This window comes from Shewanella sp. SP1S2-4 (genome assembly GCF_031932075.1).
In the GTDB taxonomy this organism is placed as follows: domain Bacteria; phylum Pseudomonadota; class Gammaproteobacteria; order Enterobacterales; family Shewanellaceae; genus Shewanella; species Shewanella baltica.
Map to the genome: position 1 here is coordinate 34,922 of NZ_JAUOET010000030.1, position 18,062 is coordinate 52,983.

Sequence of the window (18,062 nt, forward strand, 5' to 3'; positions counted from 1 at the left end):
CTGAAGAACGCATGGGGATTTATCTTGGTTCAATGACGCGCTCTTACACTTCTACAAACCGCTCAAACTAACGTGCGTCAGTCATCTCCAGTACCTTAGCAACCAGCATCTCGATGCCTGAATGCGCTTCAGCAATGCTTCCAGCCAACATATAAGCGGGAGTGCTGACAATCCGATTGGCTTCATCCACGACGATCTCATGCACAGTGGCGACTTGATGCTCTCCACCCATCAAATTAAACGCCGCGGCAGTATCGATATCATTACCGATAGTGCCTTTTACACCATGGGGATATAAACGCGGGATCATCATAGGTGCGATACAGATAAAGCCAACGGGCTTTTTCGCCAGAATGAACTCATTGATAAAATCTGTGACCAGCGGATCTACTTCACACTCGCTGCCGTTCGTCGCAAAATTACACAGATTTTTCGCCGCCCCAAAACCACCGGGAATGATCAAGGCATCAAATTCGGCGATAGCTAATTCTGTGGTCGCTTTAACTTCGCCACGGGCAATGCGCGCCGACTCCACCAGCACATTACGACTTGCTGTCGCATCGACCTCGCCAGTGAGATGATCTACCACATGCATCTGTTTGATATCAGGTGCAAAACATTGGTAATGAACCCCAGCTTTAGATAAACATAAAAGCGTTAAAACCGATTCATGGATCTCTGTTCCATCGAAAACACCGCACCCACTCAGTAACACTGCGACTTTTTTCATTAAAAATATCCTTCTTATGTCATTAAGTTTCAACAAACCATAAACAAACTGGTTGATCTGATTAAAAATCGTGCTAACTTAATTCGTCGAATCTGACGAGTGCCGAAAATTAAGCCAATCCTTAGATGTATTTTACGGAGTCAATAAAAAATCCACAAATTGGGAAGATTTTTTAAGAAACAGTATTAAACTCACACAAATCTTTTATAAATATAAAAAACAACAACTTAAAAATATCGCACTAAGCCGTAATCATCGCCATTATTCTCAGTTGACTTTTTCACTCACAGACTTATCCACAGGCTGGGAGTCATTTTGCCGTGGCTGAAATAGCGCTTATGTGGCATGCTTAGCGCCATCTAAGTCATCGATAAACGAAAAATACTTATGCCAACCGTCGCTAAAAACCCACTTGTGCTTGTGGATGGATCTTCTTATTTATATCGCGCTTATTATGCGCCTCCTCACCTGACAAACTCAAAGGGCGAAGCAACCGGTGCCGTTTATGGCGTAGTGAATATGTTACGCAGCTTGCTGACTCGCTATCAGCCGAGCCATATCGCAGTCGTGTTCGATGCCAAGGGCAAAACCTTCCGCAATGACATGTACAGCGAATACAAAGCACAGCGCCCACCCATGCCTGATGACCTACGTTCGCAAATCGAACCTCTACACCGCATTATTCGTGCACTAGGTTTACCACTGATTTCGATTTCCGGCGTCGAAGCCGATGACGTGATCGGCACTATTGCTCGCCAAGCCAGTTTAGAAAACCGTGCAGTGCTTATCAGCACTGGCGATAAAGACATGGCGCAGTTAGTCGATGAGAACGTCACGCTCATCAACACCATGACAGACACCATAATGGGCCCAGAAGAAGTCGCGATTAAATTTGGTGTTGGTCCAGACCGTATCATAGATTTGCTCGCGCTGATGGGCGACAAGGCCGATAACATTCCCGGCTTACCCGGTGTTGGTGAGAAAACAGCGCTCGCTATGCTCACAGGAGCCGGCAGCGTGAGTAACTTATTAGCGGAACCCGAAAAAGTTGCCGAGCTCGGCTTTAGAGGTTCTAAAACCATGGCGGCGAAGATCATTGAAAATGCCGACATGCTCAAGCTTTCTTACGAACTCGCCACCATCAAAACCGATGTCGAACTTGAGCAAGACTGGCACGAACTCACCATCAAACCTGCGGACAAAGATGAACTGATCAAATGCTACGGCGAGATGGAGTTTAAGCGTTGGTTAGCCGAAGTCTTAGATAATAAAATCACTGCAAATACCCCAATTGATGCGGCATCCGGGACACAGGAAGACTCGACTCCAGTCGAAGCGATTGCAACACAGTACGACTGCATTCTCACGGAAGCCGAATTAGACGCTTGGATTGCGAAGCTTAAAGAAGCCGACTTGATGGCGGTAGACACTGAAACCACCAGCTTAGATTACATGGTTGCGGAATTAGTCGGGATCTCCTTCGCCGTTGAGGCAGGAAAAGCCGCTTATCTGCCTTTGACCCATGATTACGTTGGCGCACCGACTCAAATCGATAAAACCGTCGCGCTGGAAAAACTGCGTCCACTGCTTGAGGATCCAAAACTTAAGAAAGTCGGTCAAAATCTTAAGTACGACATCAGTATCTTAGCCAATGCAGGCATCAAACTGCAGGGCGTCGCTTTCGACACTATGCTCGAATCCTATGTATTCAACTCAGTGGCTTCGCGCCATGATATGGATGGCTTAGCGCTCAAGTACTTAGGCCATAAGAATATCAGCTTCGAAGAAATCGCTGGCAAAGGTGCAAAACAGCTGACCTTCAACCAAATTCCACTGGAAACGGCTGCGCCTTATGCGGCCGAAGATGCCGACATCACCCTGCGTTTACACCAACATTTGTGGCCAAGACTTGAAAAAGAAGCGGAACTGGCCGCTATGTTTACCGAAGTCGAATTGCCGCTGATCCAAGTATTGTCGGATATTGAACGCCAAGGGGTATTAATCGACAGCATGTTACTCGGCCAACAAAGCGATGAGCTGGCGCGTAAAATCGATACCTTAGAAGAGAAAGCCTACGACATTGCAGGTGAGAAATTTAACCTTGGTTCGCCTAAGCAACTGCAAGTATTGTTTTTTGAAAAGCTCGGTTATCCGATCACCAAAAAGACTCCCAAGGGTGCCCCTTCGACCGCAGAAGAAGTGTTGGTCGAATTGGCATTAGATTTCCCTTTGCCAAAGGTGATCCTCGAACATCGCAGCCTATCTAAATTAAAGAGCACTTACACAGATAAACTGCCACTCATGGTCAATGCTAAAACGGGTCGTGTGCACACTAGCTATCATCAGGCCAATGCGGCAACAGGACGCTTATCATCGAGCGAGCCTAACCTGCAGAATATTCCTATCCGCACCGAAGAAGGTCGCCGTATTCGCCAAGCCTTTATCGCACCTGATGGTCGTAAAATTTTGGCAGCCGACTACTCGCAAATCGAACTGCGGATCATGGCACATTTATCCCAAGATGCTGGCTTACTCAAAGCCTTCGCCGAGGGCAAAGACATTCACAGAGCTACAGCTGCCGAAGTGTTTGGCACTGACTTTGATGAAGTAACCACAGAACAGCGTCGCCGCGCCAAAGCGGTTAACTTCGGCTTAATTTACGGCATGTCAGCCTTTGGCTTAGCGCGTCAGCTCGATATCCCGCGCCATGAAGCACAAACCTATATCGACACCTACTTTGCCCGTTATCCAGGCGTATTACGTTATATGGAAGAAACGCGTGCGGGGGCAGCCGACCTAGGTTACGTATCGACTCTGTTTGGTCGTCGTCTCTACTTACCCGAAATCCGTGATCGTAATGCGATGCGCCGCCAAGGTGCTGAACGTGCTGCGATTAATGCCCCAATGCAAGGCACGGCTGCCGACATCATCAAAAAGGCCATGATCAATATCGCCCAGTGGATCAAGACTGAAACCCAAGGCGAAATCACTATGATCATGCAGGTTCACGATGAATTGGTGTTTGAAGTCGATGCGGATAAAGCAGAAGCGCTTAAAAAGACAATCTGTACTTTAATGGCACAAGCCGCCGATTTCGATGTTGAACTGCTTGCCGAAGCGGGAATTGGTAATAACTGGGATGAAGCCCACTAACCTTAGTGACATCAAAACCAACACTATCAATATAATTTAAAGTAAATAAAGCTAACCTGAATTCAATATTTTGAACTCAGGTTAGCTCTCTCCCGTCTTAATCATCTCTAAGCACATCAATACTGAGTCCCTTTCATCACTGTGCGAAAATTATCTTTTCACAATACAAATCAGACCATTAAGTTAAGAAAAACTGCATCGGCAGCACAATACCTAACTCGCAACCAAACAATCTCTACTCCGCACGCTTTAGAGCGTTAAGTTCGGCGCAACTTAACTGGCGACATAATGTATGACTCACAGCCAAACAATCTGTATTCCGAACACGCTAGTTCGTTAAGCGCTGCGCAACTTAACAGACGACCCAAACCATGACTCGCAACCAAACATTCCTTACCCCACAAACACTAGAGCATTAAGTACGATGCAACTTCATCGGCAGCAGCATGCATAACTCACTACCACACAATCTTTACCTGATTCATTTAGCAGTAGAGCTCATCGATACACTGCCGCAGCAAATGGAGACTCAAGGGTGTGATTACGCTAATCGAAACGGCGTTAAAGCCAGCTATATATGCTCAAAAGTGTCATAACGGTTGTTCTCTCACGCGTACACTAAAACATTAAGCCAGATTTAGAGTAAAAACATTAAATCTCAAATATTGATCTCTTTTGTATATAAATTTCGGATTACCCCGCTAAATCAGCCGATTAAGCATTTTTAATGAAATTTTAAGATCAATTTAAGATGCTTTTTCACTCATAACCTGAGATCAAGCGCACATAATTACCTCTTTTTTGAAAAAACTGTTTTCCATTTAAAGATAAATGGAGTAATATTCTCTGCGTAGGGTACAGAGGTTAAGATGTTCTATCTTTCAGACCTTTATTTCACTTATAGTGATGAGCCAAATTCTGGCGCCTCAGCAACTTGTTTGCTGAGGCTTTTTTTTGCTCTTTTTTCAGACTTTAGGTAAATTTTAGAGTATTTACTTTAATAAAAAGTAAATTGGCTGTATGCTAGTTTCATTGAGAACCATTGAAGCTAATTTGGTGGTGCTTGAGTCTTGTTGAATTTAGCTTCTCCCCAAAAGAGCTAATATTTTTGGCCGGTGACGCTGTCATCGGCTATTTTTTTGCCTGAAATTGACGAAAAATTAATAGGGATAAAAGCTTAACAAGAGGGAAAGATAAGGAAAAACTACAGGAAAAACAGAGGGGCGGCATACACAGTCAAACTCGACCATGTATGCCAAAACAGGCAATATTATTCGGCGTTGTTCGCCGCATCTAACTCATCAGTCAACCATTGCGGATGACACCATTCATTTAGAATAGCCAACACTTTAGGCTTACCGGTTCCTTTAAGCGATGAGAAAGGCTCAACTTGTACCCAGTCACCAAACTCACTCAACGCCAGACGCACTTCATTTACCGTTTTCATCTTAGCGCTTTGAGCTAATTTGTCTGACTTGGTCAGCAAAGCTAACACAGGGATTTCACTGGCAACCGCCCACTCGATCATCTGCATATCGAGATCTTTTAGTGGATGACGTATATCCATCAAGACAACCACGCCACTTAAACAAGCGCGTTTTTGCAAATATTCACCTAATGCCTGCTGCCATTTATTTTTCAACGCAAGCGGGACTTGTGCAAAACCATAGCCAGGTAAGTCAACTAAACGACGCTGAGCATCTAACTCAAATACGTTAATTAATTGAGTTCGGCCAGGGGTTTTACTGGTTCTTGCTAAACTTTTTTGCTCAGTTAATGCATTGAGTGCACTAGACTTTCCAGCATTAGAGCGGCCAGCAAATGCAATCTCAACTCCAACATCGCCGGGCAGATATTGATCCAAATGTGCAATGTCAGGTGCACTGATTAAAAACTTTGCCCTACGAAAATCTATACGAGATTCAGTCACTATTTACTCCGAAATTTTTCTACGCAATACCATAATTTATGAAGAATTACTTACTTTTCCACGTTTTCGTGTAAAATATTACTCCGATCACATTAATCATATTTTACCACGCTTGCGGGTCACCCTAGTAAGCTCAGGATAATAATCTTAACCAGAAGTTGGAACGCCATGAAAAAGCTAGCTCTTGCGCTGTCTGTTGTAATTGCCGCCATATCTTCACCTGCGATTGCTGAAGGTAATGCTGAAGCGGGAAAAACGAAAATCATTGTCTGTTCAGCCTGCCATGGTATGGACGGTAACAGTATGATCGATATGTACCCTAAACTTGCGGGCCAACACGCCACTTACCTCCAAAAGCAACTACATGATTTCCGTAGTGCAGCGCAAACTGGCGGTAAAGACGGTCGTATGGATCCTATCATGAGTGGCATGGCAATGCCTCTAAGCGATCAGGATATTCTCGACATTACTGCATATTTTTCTAGCCAAGCAATCCAAGTGGCTGAAGCGAAAGATGTCCCTGAGTTAGGCGCGAAACTTTACAAAGGTGGCGATGTTTCACGTGGTATTACCGCTTGTATGGCATGTCATGGCCCAGATGGTAAAGGCGCTGAACTTGCAGGCTTCCCAACATTGGCTGGCCAACACGCCAACTACATCAAGATCCAACTGACAAAATTCCGTGAAGCGGGTCGTCATAATGACCTGAACGGCATGATGCAAGATGTGGCTAAAAAGCTAAGCGATAGCGATATCGACGCACTATCTAAGTATCTTTCTAGCCTGAAGTAATCTTAGTGAGTTAAGGAAGGGGTGTATTATCACCCTTTTTTTAGACCACCAAGTTGACGTGAACGTAAACTGCATGAGATTCATGCTTGACATAGATCACAGATTTGGGTTTAATAAGCCCCGTACCGAGATAAACCCATCTGTTTGTACAAAAAGATTAATAATAACTTACAGGTTTCGGTATAATTAACATTCAAGATATAAGAATAAAGACACTCAATAACAATAATATACTTAAGACCACTCTCTAATAATAACAAGAGTCGTGATTTCCACTTGAAATCCAGGTCAGCACCATTTTGTAAGGGATGGCCGATAACGCCAATTTGCTTCTAGCAAAACGCCTTACACTCAGGGTAACTTGCCCCATCAGGACACAGTTCACATGATGTAAACTGTCGCAAAGGAAGCGATAAGCTTAGGATGCACTGGCTGGATGCTTGTTATCACTGGAAGGTACTTAAGTAACACGGATGGTTAACTAAACGTCAATGATGACGATGCTATACAATGATGTGTCGCGAGACCATCTACGGAAACTGTGGTCAGGATGGCGACAGAAAAAAATAAAGTGTCTGGAAGACCGTTAACAAAAATAATGCAGGGAAAGCAGTAAAAAAAAGAAGGATACCGACCGGGAAAGTCGCATAGCAAGTATGGATACTTGGAATCAGGATAAGGTGCTAAAGCACCCTTTGTAAGGCGGCAGTTTAACTGCCGCCTTTTTTCTTTGGTGTAAATACACCACCAGTGTCTAAAATGTGCACTCGACCAATATAATTGGTACAATCAAAGCCTTAATAACCACTTCAGCAGACTCAATGCCCAGATGCCCTCTTTGTCATAACAGTCAGACACAACTCCTTCACCAAGATAAAAAACGGAGTTTTTATGTTTGCAAGACATGTGAGTTAACCTTTGCGGATGCCAATAGCCATTTACCACCCGCGGCAGAGAAACAAAGATACGGTCGTTCACGCATAGCGTTGAAGCAAAAGCAGCTATCGCAATTTATTTTGCCGCTGTTAGCGCAATTAGAGCAGCAGCAAGCTGGTAGTTTATTAGGATTGAATTTTGGACGCATACTCGATAATGAGAGTTTAGCGACAATAGAAAATGCGGGCCACAAGTTAAACCAATACGATCCCTTTTTTGCCCCGAATCATGATGTGTTAAAGCAAGAATATGATTTTATCTGCTGTTATCGCGTTTTTGAGCATTTTCAGTACCCAATAAAAGAGTGGGCCTTACTCTCTCGACTACTGCATCCTGGTGGTTGGTTAGCGATAAGCACACCGTTACTGACTGAATTAGATGGTTTTGCTAAGTGGCATTACAAGAACAACCTCACCCATGTGAGCTTTTACCAGCGACAAACCTTCGAGTACCTAGCAAACAATAGCGATTTTGAACTATTATTTGCCGCAAAGGACCTCGTTTTGATGCAAAAAACATCATAATCTGGTATAACACTCGGCCTAATTTCGCACCTTGTAGACAAGCTCAACCTTAGTCTGCGGGGCCATACGTTGTAAACAATTGAGAAGACCATGTCTCGTAGCAAGAAAACACGCAAGGGCGGCGAGAACAGCCCTAAGTTACAGCCAAGAGTGAAGAAGCAAGATCGCGCTGTAGCGACTGGCAAACGTAAAGATTCTGGCAATAAATCAGGCAGTCGTCATAACGAAAGCTTAATTTTAGCGCAAGCGCCGCAACAGCAGGCCGCGAAGAAAAAAGACCCGCGTCATGGCAGCAAAAAGCCTATTGCTTTAGCGATTCCAGCGGCAGTGGTTACAGATAAAGCCGCCCAGCCAAAAGTGAAACAAGCTAAGCTGACTGACGAGCAAAAACTGCTGAAATTGGAAGAAGATCCAAGACTAAATCAGCTGTTAGATATGCTGGAAGAAGGCCGTGATCTCAACGATGTAGATCAAAAATGGTTAGATCAACAGCTGAATAAGATTGAAGCTCTGATGGTTAAACTGGGCATTAGCGACGATATGGATGATGACGCACCTTCATCACCAGCTAAGTCTTTGTCTGACGATGAGTTGTTCGATAAGTTCGAATCAGGCGCTGACTTACTGAAAGATTATCAAGACAAGTTCTAAACCTCTCAGTGCTAAGGCATAGGGAACTCAGTTTTTTAGCTGTGCTCCTTATGCCATTCATATAAGGAGTCTCTGTGTCTACGGCTATCATTATTCTCGGTTTTATCATCATAGTAGCGCTTAGTAGCTACGCCACCTTCTTAATCCTAAAACTCAAGCAGCAAAAAAAGCGTCAGCAGGCCGAACAAGCCGAGCGTGAAGTCACGGCGAATGCAAAACGCGCCCAAGTTTTAGATGATATCCGCTATATCGCCACTGCCATGATTGAAGACCGCTGTGAGATCTCTGAAGGCGTGGTCAGAATTGGGCGATTATTTGAAATCCTGTCATTGAGTGAGCGTGTGGCTCCTGATTACCCTTCATTATTCAAACACTTTGAGCTAATTAAAAATCATCCCATCATGGACGCTCGTCAAGCCTTGCCTAAGCAAGAAAGGATGAAGTTAGATTTGATCAGAATGAAGTCCGAAGCGGCATTAGAGCAAGGCATCAGTGATGATGCGAAAAAACTGGCGGATTACCAAGCCAAAGCGATGCATTAAACTCGCTCATTGTTATACCTCAAGACCACTTATGTTGTGGTTTTCAGGTCATCTCGATAAAACCCACTCCAATCTTACTCTGCTTTCTCCCGTGAGCCTGCGCACAAAACCACCATATATCGACAGACAAGCGTACTTTTTTGATAGATATTGCGTAACTTCTAAAAAGACAGACGTCATTTTTACAACCTAGATCAAGGTTATTTACTTAAGAACCTTGCATACTTCGCTTGTTGCTAATTTACCCACGGAGGACACGCCTTGAAGCAGCCCACTCAGATTAGCTGGGATCAGTCGATGATCGAAAAGTATAACTACAGCGGTCCCCGTTATACCTCTTACCCAACGGCATTGGAGTTCGATGACACATTCACCGAACAAAACCTGCTGACGGCCATTGAAAATAGCAAAAGCGATAAACTGTCGCTGTATATTCATATCCCGTTCTGCGCCAAGCTTTGTTATTACTGCGGCTGTAATAAAATCATCACCCGCCACCAACACAAAGCCGATCAGTACATTGAATATTTAAGCCAAGAAATTATCAAACGTGCGCCCCTGTTTAAACATTACAGCGTAACCCAAATGCATTGGGGCGGCGGTACACCTACGTTCTTAAATCCTGAGCAGATTCTTAAACTTACGTCATTGATTAAAGCTAACTTTAACTTTGCGGAAGAAGGCGAGTACTCGATTGAAGTCGATCCTCGCGAGATAGAGCTGTCAATGCTCGACACATTGAAAGAAGCGGGCTTCAACCGGATCTCCATCGGCGTACAAGATTTCAATAAAGAAGTGCAAATTGCCGTTAATCGCGAACAAGACGAGCAATTTATCTTCGACTTGATGGCCAAAGCGAAAGCCATGGGTTTTGTGTCAACCAACATAGATTTAATCTATGGTTTGCCACACCAAACGCCAGAAACCTTTGCCGTCACTATGCAGCGCGTTTTAGATTTATCGCCTGACCGTCTGTCGGTATTTAACTATGCTCACTTACCTGCGCGCTTTGCCGCTCAACGTAAGATCAAAGATGAGCATTTACCTTCGCCAAAACAAAAACTCGAAATGCTGCACCAAACTATCGAGACCTTAACTGGCGCGGGTTACCAATATATAGGTATGGACCACTTTGCTAAACCCGATGACGAGTTAGCCAAGTTACAGCGTGAAGGCAGACTGCACCGCAACTTCCAAGGTTATACCACCCAAGAAGAATGTGATTTGTTAGGTCTTGGCGTGTCGTCCATCAGTCAGATTGGCGACTGCTATGCACAAAACCAGAAAGATATCCGCCCTTACTATGAAGCCATAGATAAGGAAGGCCATGCTTTGTGGAAAGGTTGCAGCCTGAACCGTGACGATGAAATCCGCCGCGTAGTGATTAAACAGCTGATTTGCCACTTCGAACTAGATATGGCGAAAATTGATGAGAAACTGGGGATTAACTTCGAAACCTATTTCGCGGAAGATCTTAAGTTAATGCAGACATTTATCGATGACAAGTTAGTTGAAATCGTCGACAGACAGATCACTATCAGCCCAACTGGCCGTTTATTGATCCGCAATATCTGTATGTGTTTCGACCTTTACTATCGTCAAAAAGCGCGTCAGCAACAGTTCTCGCGCGTGATCTAAAGCGCCTATCGCTGCACTCGCGAATGCTCATAAAAAAATCCGACTCTAGAGTCGGATTTTTTATTTATAGCTATTTTTATTAATGACTCAGAGCTTATACCTTAGCGGCATACAGCGCTTTACGCTCACTGTCGGATAAAAACGCCATTTCAACGCCGTTGCGTTGCACCTGCGCTAACTCAGCATCGGTTAACTTGAGTTCGGATTTAGCAATACGATACTCATGATTAATATCGATAGCGCTCACACCGGGATCATCGGTATTTAAGTTGATCAATACGCCTGCATCCATAAAAGTTCTAAAAGGATGGTCAGCGTAAGAAGCGACTGTAGAAGTATGCAAGTTACTGGTTGGGCAAGATTCGATACCAATACGGTGCTTAGCGAGATATTCCATCAACTTAGGATCGTGAATCGCGTTCACCCCGTGGCCAATTCGCGTCGCGCCAAGTTCTTGAATCGCTTGCCACATACTTTGTGAACCCGCGGCTTCACCGGCGTGAGCCGTAATCGCAAGATCTGCATCACGAACACGTTTAAAGTGCTCGTTAAATAACTCGCCAGGGAAACCCATTTCATCGCCAGCTAAGTCCATAGCCACGAGATGTTGTTTATGGGTAAGTAAGCCTTCAAGTTCTTGAGTACAAGCGGCTTGACCGAATGAACGTGACAAAATACCAATCAAATTGATCTTCACGTTATAGTCTTTTAAGCCCGCTTTAACGCCGTCGACTACTGCTTCAACTACGCCTTCAATCGGTAACTTATGGTTCATCGCCATATAGTAAGGACTAAAACGTAACTCAGCGTAATCTAAGCCAGACAATGCCGCATCGGCAACGTTTTCATAGGCAACGCGTTTAACCGCATCCAAGTCAGCGAGTACGCCAACCATCCAATCGAGCTTCTTTAAGAAGGCGACTAAGCTAGTTTCTTTCCCCTGAATTTGCACAAAAGGTGCGAGAGTCTCTAAAGAATCGGCAGGTAGCGCAATGCCGTGTTGGTGTCCTAGTTCCCAAATGGTGTTTACTCGCACATTACCGTCTAGGTGACGATGCAGATCCACCAATGGAATGGATGTATCAATCATATTTAACCCCTATTTGAACTACCCAGCCAATGCTTTTGTTATTTGGTCGCGGGCGGACACTAAGTTTAACACGCATTTTCAGGGGCATTTATGCGCCAAACGCATTTAAATTCACATTCAGTCACAATTCTGCTTAATATCCATACAAGGAACTGCCGTATTCATCAGGCATAATGACTTCAATAACAACGAAAATATCAGAGATCGACTATGCATAAACTCTTAACCCCCAGTTTATTGATATGCGCATTAAGCGCCTGCAGTACCACTCAAACCACAGAAAATAGCCAAACCTCAGCGCCACAGACAATATCAGCAACACAATCGCAAGTTGAGCCCATAGCTCCCGCGCTGCAGGCGATTATCGACCAAAGCTGGCAATTACAGCTCAGCGCGAGTCCTGAAATGGCTTACAGCATGGGCGATGCCAGTGCCGCAGGAAAGTTATCGGATCTCTCGCCAGCTGCGCTCGCTAAGCTCAATCAAGGCCAAATCGCAGTATTAGCGCAGCTCAAAGCACTCGACCGCAGCAGCTTGAGTAAAGAAAATAAGATTAACGCTCAAATACTGGAAGATCAGATCCAAAACGATGTCGACCTATATCGCTTTAAGGATTATTACCTGCCCATTACCGCGGAAAGCGGCTTCCACGCTTATATCACCTCAATCGCACAGGGAAGATTCAACACCCTTGAGGATTACCGCAACTATATTGCCAAACTCAATGCACTCCCGACCTATTTCGCCCAGCAAACTCACTGGCTAAAGCAAGGATTAGCCGAGGGAATAACGCCACCTAAAGTGACACTCAATGGCTTTGAAGACAGTATCAGTGCTTATATCGTCCCTGTGGAAAAGAGCGGTTATTTCAAACCTTTTACCCAATACCCCAGCTATTTCACTGAAGCACAAAAAACTCAGCTGACCCAAGAAGGTCGCGTCTTAGTCGAGCAAAAAGTCTTGCCGTTGTACCAAAACTTCTATGATTTTATGACCAAAGAGTACATTCCCAATGCACGGGAAAATATCGCGGCCAGCAGCTTACCTAACGGTGCTGAGTTTTATGAGAATCGAGTACGTTACTATACGACCTTGAATATGACGTCGGCAGAAGTGCATGAACTGGGCTTAAAAGAAGTAAAGCGTATCCGCCAAGAGATGGAGCAAATCATCAAGTCCGTTGGCTTTAAAGGCAGCTTTGCCGACTTTTTACATTTCCTGCGGACCGATCCCCAGTTCTACACCACAAGTGCCGATCAGTTACTCAAAGAAGCGGCATTTATTGCCAAAAAAGCCGATGCCATGCTGCCTAAGTACTTCGGCAAACTTCCCCGTAAACCCTACGGCATAGCGCCAGTGCCCGCCGAAATTGCGCCGAAATACACCACAGGACGATATTCAGGATCGAACAGCGATGACGAACCCGGTTACTACTGGGTCAACACTTATGCATTGGACAAGCGCCCACTCTACGAGTTAGAAGCTTTAACTTTGCACGAAGCCGTACCCGGTCATCATCTGCAAATTTCACTCAACTCTGAGCTAACCTCACTCCCTGACTTCCGTCGTTATGGCTATATCTCTGCCTTCGGTGAAGGCTGGGGTCTGTATTGCGAATATTTAGGCTTGGAGGCTGGCTTCTACCAAGATCCCTACAGTAACTTTGGCCGCTTAACCTATGAAATGTGGCGGGCGGCGCGTTTAGTCGTAGACACAGGCATGCATGCCCAAGGATGGAGTCGTCAACAAGCCATCGATTTTATGGCCAGCAATACCGCGCTATCACTACACAATGTCACGACCGAAATTGACCGTTATATTTCGTGGCCAGGACAAGCCTTGTCCTACAAGATTGGCGAGTTAACGATCAAGCGTTTACGCGCTAAAGCAGAACAGGAACTCGGCGACAAGTTTGATATTCGCGCCTTCCACGACGCTGTGCTCGAAAATGGCTCAGTACCTATGTCGATCCTCGAACAGCAAATCAATGATTTTATTGAAGCTAAAAAGGCGACACGCTAAGTTAATCACAACCATGGGAGTCGGTATTTTCAGACTCCCATGGTTGTCTGTTACACTCTAGCAAACCATTCAAGCCAAATGATTTGCGACTGAGTATGAGCCAAGCCAAAGCGACATTTTCGACTGAACACGATTTAAATACCTCAGAGCAGCAAGCCTTCTGGCAAAGCGTTGTTCAAGACACGCTGATCACAGCTGATGGCATCACGCTGGCTTATATGATGGTCAAACATCCCCAAGCACATACCGCAATCGTTCTCAGCAGTGGCCGAGTTGAATCCTATTTAAAGTACCAAGAATTGGTCTTCGACTTATACCAACAGGGTTACTCAGTTTATGCCATCGATCACCGTGGCCAAGGATTGTCGGATCGTATGACAATCAATCCACACATGGGTCATGTGCGAAGATTCAATGATTATATTGATGATTTTGCACTGTTTATGCAGAAGAAAGTGTTACCGCAAAACGACAAACAACTCATGCTACTTGGCCATTCAATGGGTGGCGCGATTGGCACTTTGTATCTCAAACAACATCCCGATATTTTTACCGCCGCGGTATTTTCAGCGCCCATGTATGGCATCAAATTACCTATGCCAAAAGCATTCGTGCGCTGGTTAGCCAGTAAACTCGATACCACACTCAATGGCGGTGAACCTAACTATGTGCTTGGAGGACAAAACTATAAGCCGGTTCCCTTCAAAGGAAATGAGCTAACCCATTGCCAAAGTAGATACCAAGCCTATCGAGACTTGTATGACGCGGCCCCTAAGTTACAACTCGGTTCCCCAACTAACCGTTGGTTGACAGAATCTTTAGATGCAGCAGACACTTGCGTACTGGCAACGGCGCAAATTCGCACGCCAATCCTGATACTGCAAGCGAGTGAAGATAAGATTGTTGATAATGCGGCCCAGAATCTTGCGGTGAGCACTCATTGCCAATTGAAGGTGATCGCAGGGGCTGCCCATGAGATTTTTATGGAAAAAGACGCCTATCGGAACCAAGCCTTAAATTATGCGCTCGACTTCTTTAAACGCTTCGCAATAAAGGACGAGGACAAACAAGCTGGATAAAGTCCGCTTGGTTTAGCGCTCGGCTGAATAAATAGCCCTGATAACCATCACAGCCAAATTCAACAAAGGCTTGATAGTGTTGGGGTGATTCAACGCCTTTAGCCACCACGTGCAAATTAAACTGCTGCGCAGAGACAATTAACGCCTTCACTCTTTGTGGCATTGCGGCTAATGAATCAATACAACTCATATCCAATTTAACCGCAACTAATGGCTGGTTGGCTAAACAACTTAAAGCACTCGAGCCAGAACCGAAATGATCGAGGACGATACCTATCCCTGCATCAACTAACTTAGACACGCGCTCAGCCACAAACTGTGGTTGCATTAACAATGCGGCCTCATTGAGTTCAATACCCAGTTGATGAGCCGTAATGCCATGCTCTTTAACTAACGCAACCAATGCATCAACAAAATCTGCCTGACCAAATGAGAATGCACTGATATTAAGAGTTAAAGTCGGCAAACTCCGGCCTTGGGCATGGGATGTCTGAATAAACTGACACACACGATTAGCGACCCAAAAATCGAGTTCAGCAATCATTCCTCCCTGTTCGGCTAACGCTACAAACTCTGCAGGCGGGATAAACTCGCCATCGGTACGATACCAACGTGTGAGCACTTCAGCCGAGACCAATTCACTGTGCGCATTCATCACAGGTTGGAACATTAACGTCATGCTATCTTGCTGTAATGCCGTCTGTAACTCCTGTTGTAACTGTTCATCACGGCTCTGACGTAAATCCATCTCAGCATGATAGAAAGCGCATCCCGCTTGCCCAGGTTGCTTAGCACTCAAGGTTGCTAACTCGGCGCGGCGCATGACTAAAGCAGGATCTAAGGTCTCTATGCTGTCGAGCAAACAAATCCCCACATTCGCGCTAAGCTCAAAATAATGATGACCATAATGGAATGGTCGAGCAATCACTTGCCTTAACTCACTCGCAAGCGCTAAAGCACGACGCGCAGCCACTGAAGCATCAACCGCTAAGTCTTTAGCCAGCAAAACAAAATCACCGGACTCCAATCGGCCAACGGTAATATTCTCAGTAAAATAACTCGATAGACGTGCAGCCACTTGCGTGAGTAAGCGCTCTAATTCGTGGGAGTTTAGAGTCGCGACCAAGCCTAATCTATCCACCTCAACAAGCAGCAATGCTCCCCATTGACCTGAACTATTACCTTGGGTTAAAAATTGCGACAGTCGCGCCATAAAGACATCGGGTAACATCTTGCGACCCGTAACCGATTGATCCACAAGTTCATTAATCGCAGCATGGTTCTTGGCACTTTCTGACACATCCATATGAATGCCGATCATCCGAGTCGGACGTCCTTGAGGGTCCCAATCAACCAACATGCCGCGATCCAGCACCCACACATAATGCCCCTCTCTATGTCGCAGGCGATGGACACTTTCAAATTCCTTACTCTTACCGCTAACGTACTCCTGCAAAGCATCAAGTACGATATCCCTATCATCGGGATGTAACCGCGTTTCCCAAGTCTGGAATACGCCCGCTAATTCATCCGGCGCATAACCGATCATCTCTTTCCAGCGATCAGAAAGAAAAACCTCACCCGTGCTGATATCCCAATCCCAAATACCGTTCCGCGAACCTTCCACCGCAAACAGCCAGCGCAGTTCGCTGTCATTCAACTGTTTCACGGCACGGCTCAAACGTTCATGTACCTGCTGCAAACTGGCTTGCAATGATAAAACTTCTGATGAACTCCAAGGGATCGATGTCGAAAAGGAAGAAGCCCCTACCTGTTTAGCGGCCTCGCTTAATATTTGAAATGGACGGATCAACAGGAAATAGAGAATGAAGGTAAAACCAATCAGTAATAATCCACCCAGCCCCCACACCCGCATAAAACGTTGTTGTAACTTAGCGGAAGCTTCGGCAACTAAAGGCGCTAAATCGGCTTCAAGATAAATCAAATCAACCGCACCACCATACTGAGGCAAGACGGGATAATATGCTTGAATGGTTAAGCGTTCGAGATTAACGAGAATTTGTGGCAGGAAAGCCTGAACCACAGCACGATGACGAGTAGCATCATAACCATCAATGACTTGCATGGCATTGCTATCGCGCCAAACAGTATGGTTTGCAAAACGAATACGGCTATCAGCATCAACTAAGATATAAACCATAGTGCCCATATCCAGCGCAGCTAAGGAAACCTCCTGCTCGATCCGCTCCACATCCTGTAAAGCCTGCGCCGATTGAACCACATTCTGCATCCGGAACAACTGCTGCTTTATCAGTGTCGATTGTCGCTGCGCCAATTCAGCACGCACTTGATCGCTTTCAAACAGGTACTCGCCTATGACCAACACTAAATATAGTGTCAGCATACACAGAGGGAGCAGTACCGCGAGCGAAAGCTTACGAAGCATAGGCAACAGACAGCCTTTAACAAAAATGTGAATAGTTTTGTATGCTAACGGGAAACTAACCACTAAGCAAAAGGACTTATCAAACTAAGCGAGATCTTGATGTAAATAATCAACTTAGAGTATAAAAGTCTGAAATAAAGGAAGGAAAAAACGTAAAGAACTAGCGAAATGACCAGAGCTAAAACGAATAGAACAATGTTCTGTATTAACGCTGATTTAACAAATTACAGACGCAAAAAAGCCAGCTTATTCAGCTGGCTTCGTTACATCTCAATGAGATAATTAGGCGCTTGGCGATGACCTACTCTCACATGGGGAGACCCCACACTACCATTGGCGCGTTTGCGTTTCACTTCTGAGTTCGGGATGGGATCAGGTGGTTCCACAAGGCTATTGTCACCAAGCAAATTCTGTTTATTACCGTGTCCATCTCTGGACCACGTTAATAATAATTCGGAAAGCTGATTTGCTTTGTTTGAGTTCGCACTTTATCAAGTTTCGATATTCTGTCTAAGACTTTTCGTACGACCTCCATGGATGGAGGAAGTGCTAGAAAATGTCTGGAACA

The 18,062-nt window shown here is 45.0% G+C and carries 12 protein-coding genes and 1 rRNA gene; 8 read left to right on the forward strand and 5 right to left on the reverse strand.

What is annotated here, in order from left to right; all coding sequences use genetic code 11:
• Nucleotides 1-67 precede the first annotated feature (67 nt).
• Nucleotides 68-730 carry an isoprenoid biosynthesis glyoxalase ElbB gene (gene elbB / locus Q4Q52_RS19370; protein WP_311991387.1) on the reverse strand — a complete coding sequence of 221 codons (663 nt, stop codon included), beginning with the start codon at nucleotides 728-730 and terminating at the stop codon, nucleotides 68-70.
• Nucleotides 731-1,117: 387 nt separating this feature from the next.
• On the opposite strand from elbB, the gene polA reads away from it, so the two are divergent.
• Nucleotides 1,118-3,883 carry a DNA polymerase I gene (gene polA / locus Q4Q52_RS19375; protein WP_311991388.1) on the forward strand — a complete coding sequence of 922 codons (2,766 nt, stop codon included), beginning with the start codon at nucleotides 1,118-1,120 and terminating at the stop codon, nucleotides 3,881-3,883.
• A 1,270-nt stretch (nucleotides 3,884-5,153) separates the two neighbouring features.
• Here the strand turns inward: polA and yihA are convergent.
• Nucleotides 5,154-5,813: a ribosome biogenesis GTP-binding protein YihA/YsxC gene (gene yihA, locus Q4Q52_RS19380; protein WP_006079362.1), complete on the reverse strand. Its 660-nt coding sequence runs from the start codon at nucleotides 5,811-5,813 to the stop codon at nucleotides 5,154-5,156.
• Between the two features lie 168 nt (nucleotides 5,814-5,981).
• Here yihA and Q4Q52_RS19385 point away from each other — a divergent pair, with 168 nt between their 5' ends.
• From Q4Q52_RS19385 to hemN, 5 genes are all read left to right on the forward strand, one after another.
• Nucleotides 5,982-6,605 carry a cytochrome c gene (locus Q4Q52_RS19385; protein ID WP_006084749.1) on the forward strand — a complete coding sequence of 208 codons (624 nt, stop codon included), beginning with the start codon at nucleotides 5,982-5,984 and terminating at the stop codon, nucleotides 6,603-6,605.
• Between the two features lie 821 nt (nucleotides 6,606-7,426).
• Nucleotides 7,427-8,065, forward strand: coding sequence for a class I SAM-dependent methyltransferase (locus Q4Q52_RS19390; protein WP_283627148.1), 639 nt, complete (start codon nucleotides 7,427-7,429; stop codon nucleotides 8,063-8,065).
• Between the two features lie 90 nt (nucleotides 8,066-8,155).
• On the forward strand, nucleotides 8,156-8,716 hold the full coding sequence (gene yihI / locus Q4Q52_RS19395) for a Der GTPase-activating protein YihI (protein ID WP_006079359.1): 561 nt from the start codon (nucleotides 8,156-8,158) through the stop codon (nucleotides 8,714-8,716).
• 74 nt (nucleotides 8,717-8,790) lie between these two features.
• A complete protein-coding gene (locus Q4Q52_RS19400) occupies nucleotides 8,791-9,258 on the forward strand; it encodes a DUF2489 domain-containing protein (protein WP_311898281.1) in 468 nt (155 codons plus the stop codon).
• A 261-nt stretch (nucleotides 9,259-9,519) separates the two neighbouring features.
• A complete protein-coding gene (gene hemN / locus Q4Q52_RS19405; RefSeq protein ID WP_275956785.1) occupies nucleotides 9,520-10,896 on the forward strand; it encodes an oxygen-independent coproporphyrinogen III oxidase in 1,377 nt (458 codons plus the stop codon).
• 94 nt (nucleotides 10,897-10,990) lie between these two features.
• Here the strand turns inward: hemN and add are convergent, their stop codons facing one another.
• On the reverse strand, nucleotides 10,991-11,986 hold the full coding sequence (gene add, locus Q4Q52_RS19410; protein WP_012197884.1) for an adenosine deaminase: 996 nt from the start codon (nucleotides 11,984-11,986) through the stop codon (nucleotides 10,991-10,993).
• 210 nt (nucleotides 11,987-12,196) lie between these two features.
• Between add and Q4Q52_RS19415 the strand changes: the two genes are divergently transcribed.
• Both Q4Q52_RS19415 and Q4Q52_RS19420 read left to right on the forward strand, forming a co-directional pair.
• A complete protein-coding gene (locus Q4Q52_RS19415; RefSeq protein WP_311991389.1) occupies nucleotides 12,197-14,008 on the forward strand; it encodes a DUF885 domain-containing protein in 1,812 nt (603 codons plus the stop codon).
• A 95-nt stretch (nucleotides 14,009-14,103) separates the two neighbouring features.
• The gene (locus Q4Q52_RS19420) at nucleotides 14,104-15,087 is read left to right on the forward strand and encodes an alpha/beta fold hydrolase (protein ID WP_259214366.1); all 984 of its coding nucleotides are present in this window, start codon (nucleotides 14,104-14,106) and stop codon (nucleotides 15,085-15,087) included.
• On the opposite strand, the gene Q4Q52_RS19425 is transcribed toward Q4Q52_RS19420, so the two are convergent.
• Both Q4Q52_RS19425 and rrf read right to left on the reverse strand, forming a co-directional pair.
• The gene (locus Q4Q52_RS19425; RefSeq protein ID WP_311991390.1) at nucleotides 15,044-17,494 is read right to left on the reverse strand and encodes an EAL domain-containing protein; all 2,451 of its coding nucleotides are present in this window, start codon (nucleotides 17,492-17,494) and stop codon (nucleotides 15,044-15,046) included. The genes Q4Q52_RS19420 and Q4Q52_RS19425 overlap by 44 nt on opposite strands.
• 288 nt (nucleotides 17,495-17,782) lie before the next feature.
• A 5S ribosomal RNA gene (gene rrf / locus Q4Q52_RS19430) occupies nucleotides 17,783-17,898 on the reverse strand.
• Nucleotides 17,899-18,062 lie beyond the last annotated feature (164 nt).

Excerpts from the sequence above, each read along its gene's own strand:
- elbB (WP_311991387.1), bottom strand. The coding sequence starts at position 730 with ATGAAAAAAGTCGCAGTGTTACTGAGTGGGTGCGGTGTTTTCGATGGA.
- polA (WP_311991388.1), top strand. The coding sequence starts at position 1,118 with ATGCCAACCGTCGCTAAAAACCCACTTGTGCTTGTGGATGGATCTTCT.
- Q4Q52_RS19385 (WP_006084749.1), top strand. The coding sequence starts at position 5,982 with ATGAAAAAGCTAGCTCTTGCGCTGTCTGTTGTAATTGCCGCCATATCT.
- Q4Q52_RS19390 (WP_283627148.1), top strand. The coding sequence starts at position 7,427 with ATGCCCAGATGCCCTCTTTGTCATAACAGTCAGACACAACTCCTTCAC.
- yihI (WP_006079359.1), top strand. The coding sequence starts at position 8,156 with ATGTCTCGTAGCAAGAAAACACGCAAGGGCGGCGAGAACAGCCCTAAG.
- add (WP_012197884.1), bottom strand. The coding sequence starts at position 11,986 with ATGATTGATACATCCATTCCATTGGTGGATCTGCATCGTCACCTAGAC.
- Q4Q52_RS19415 (WP_311991389.1), top strand. The coding sequence starts at position 12,197 with ATGCATAAACTCTTAACCCCCAGTTTATTGATATGCGCATTAAGCGCC.
- Q4Q52_RS19420 (WP_259214366.1), top strand. The coding sequence starts at position 14,104 with ATGAGCCAAGCCAAAGCGACATTTTCGACTGAACACGATTTAAATACC.
- Q4Q52_RS19425 (WP_311991390.1), bottom strand. The coding sequence starts at position 17,494 with ATGCTTCGTAAGCTTTCGCTCGCGGTACTGCTCCCTCTGTGTATGCTG.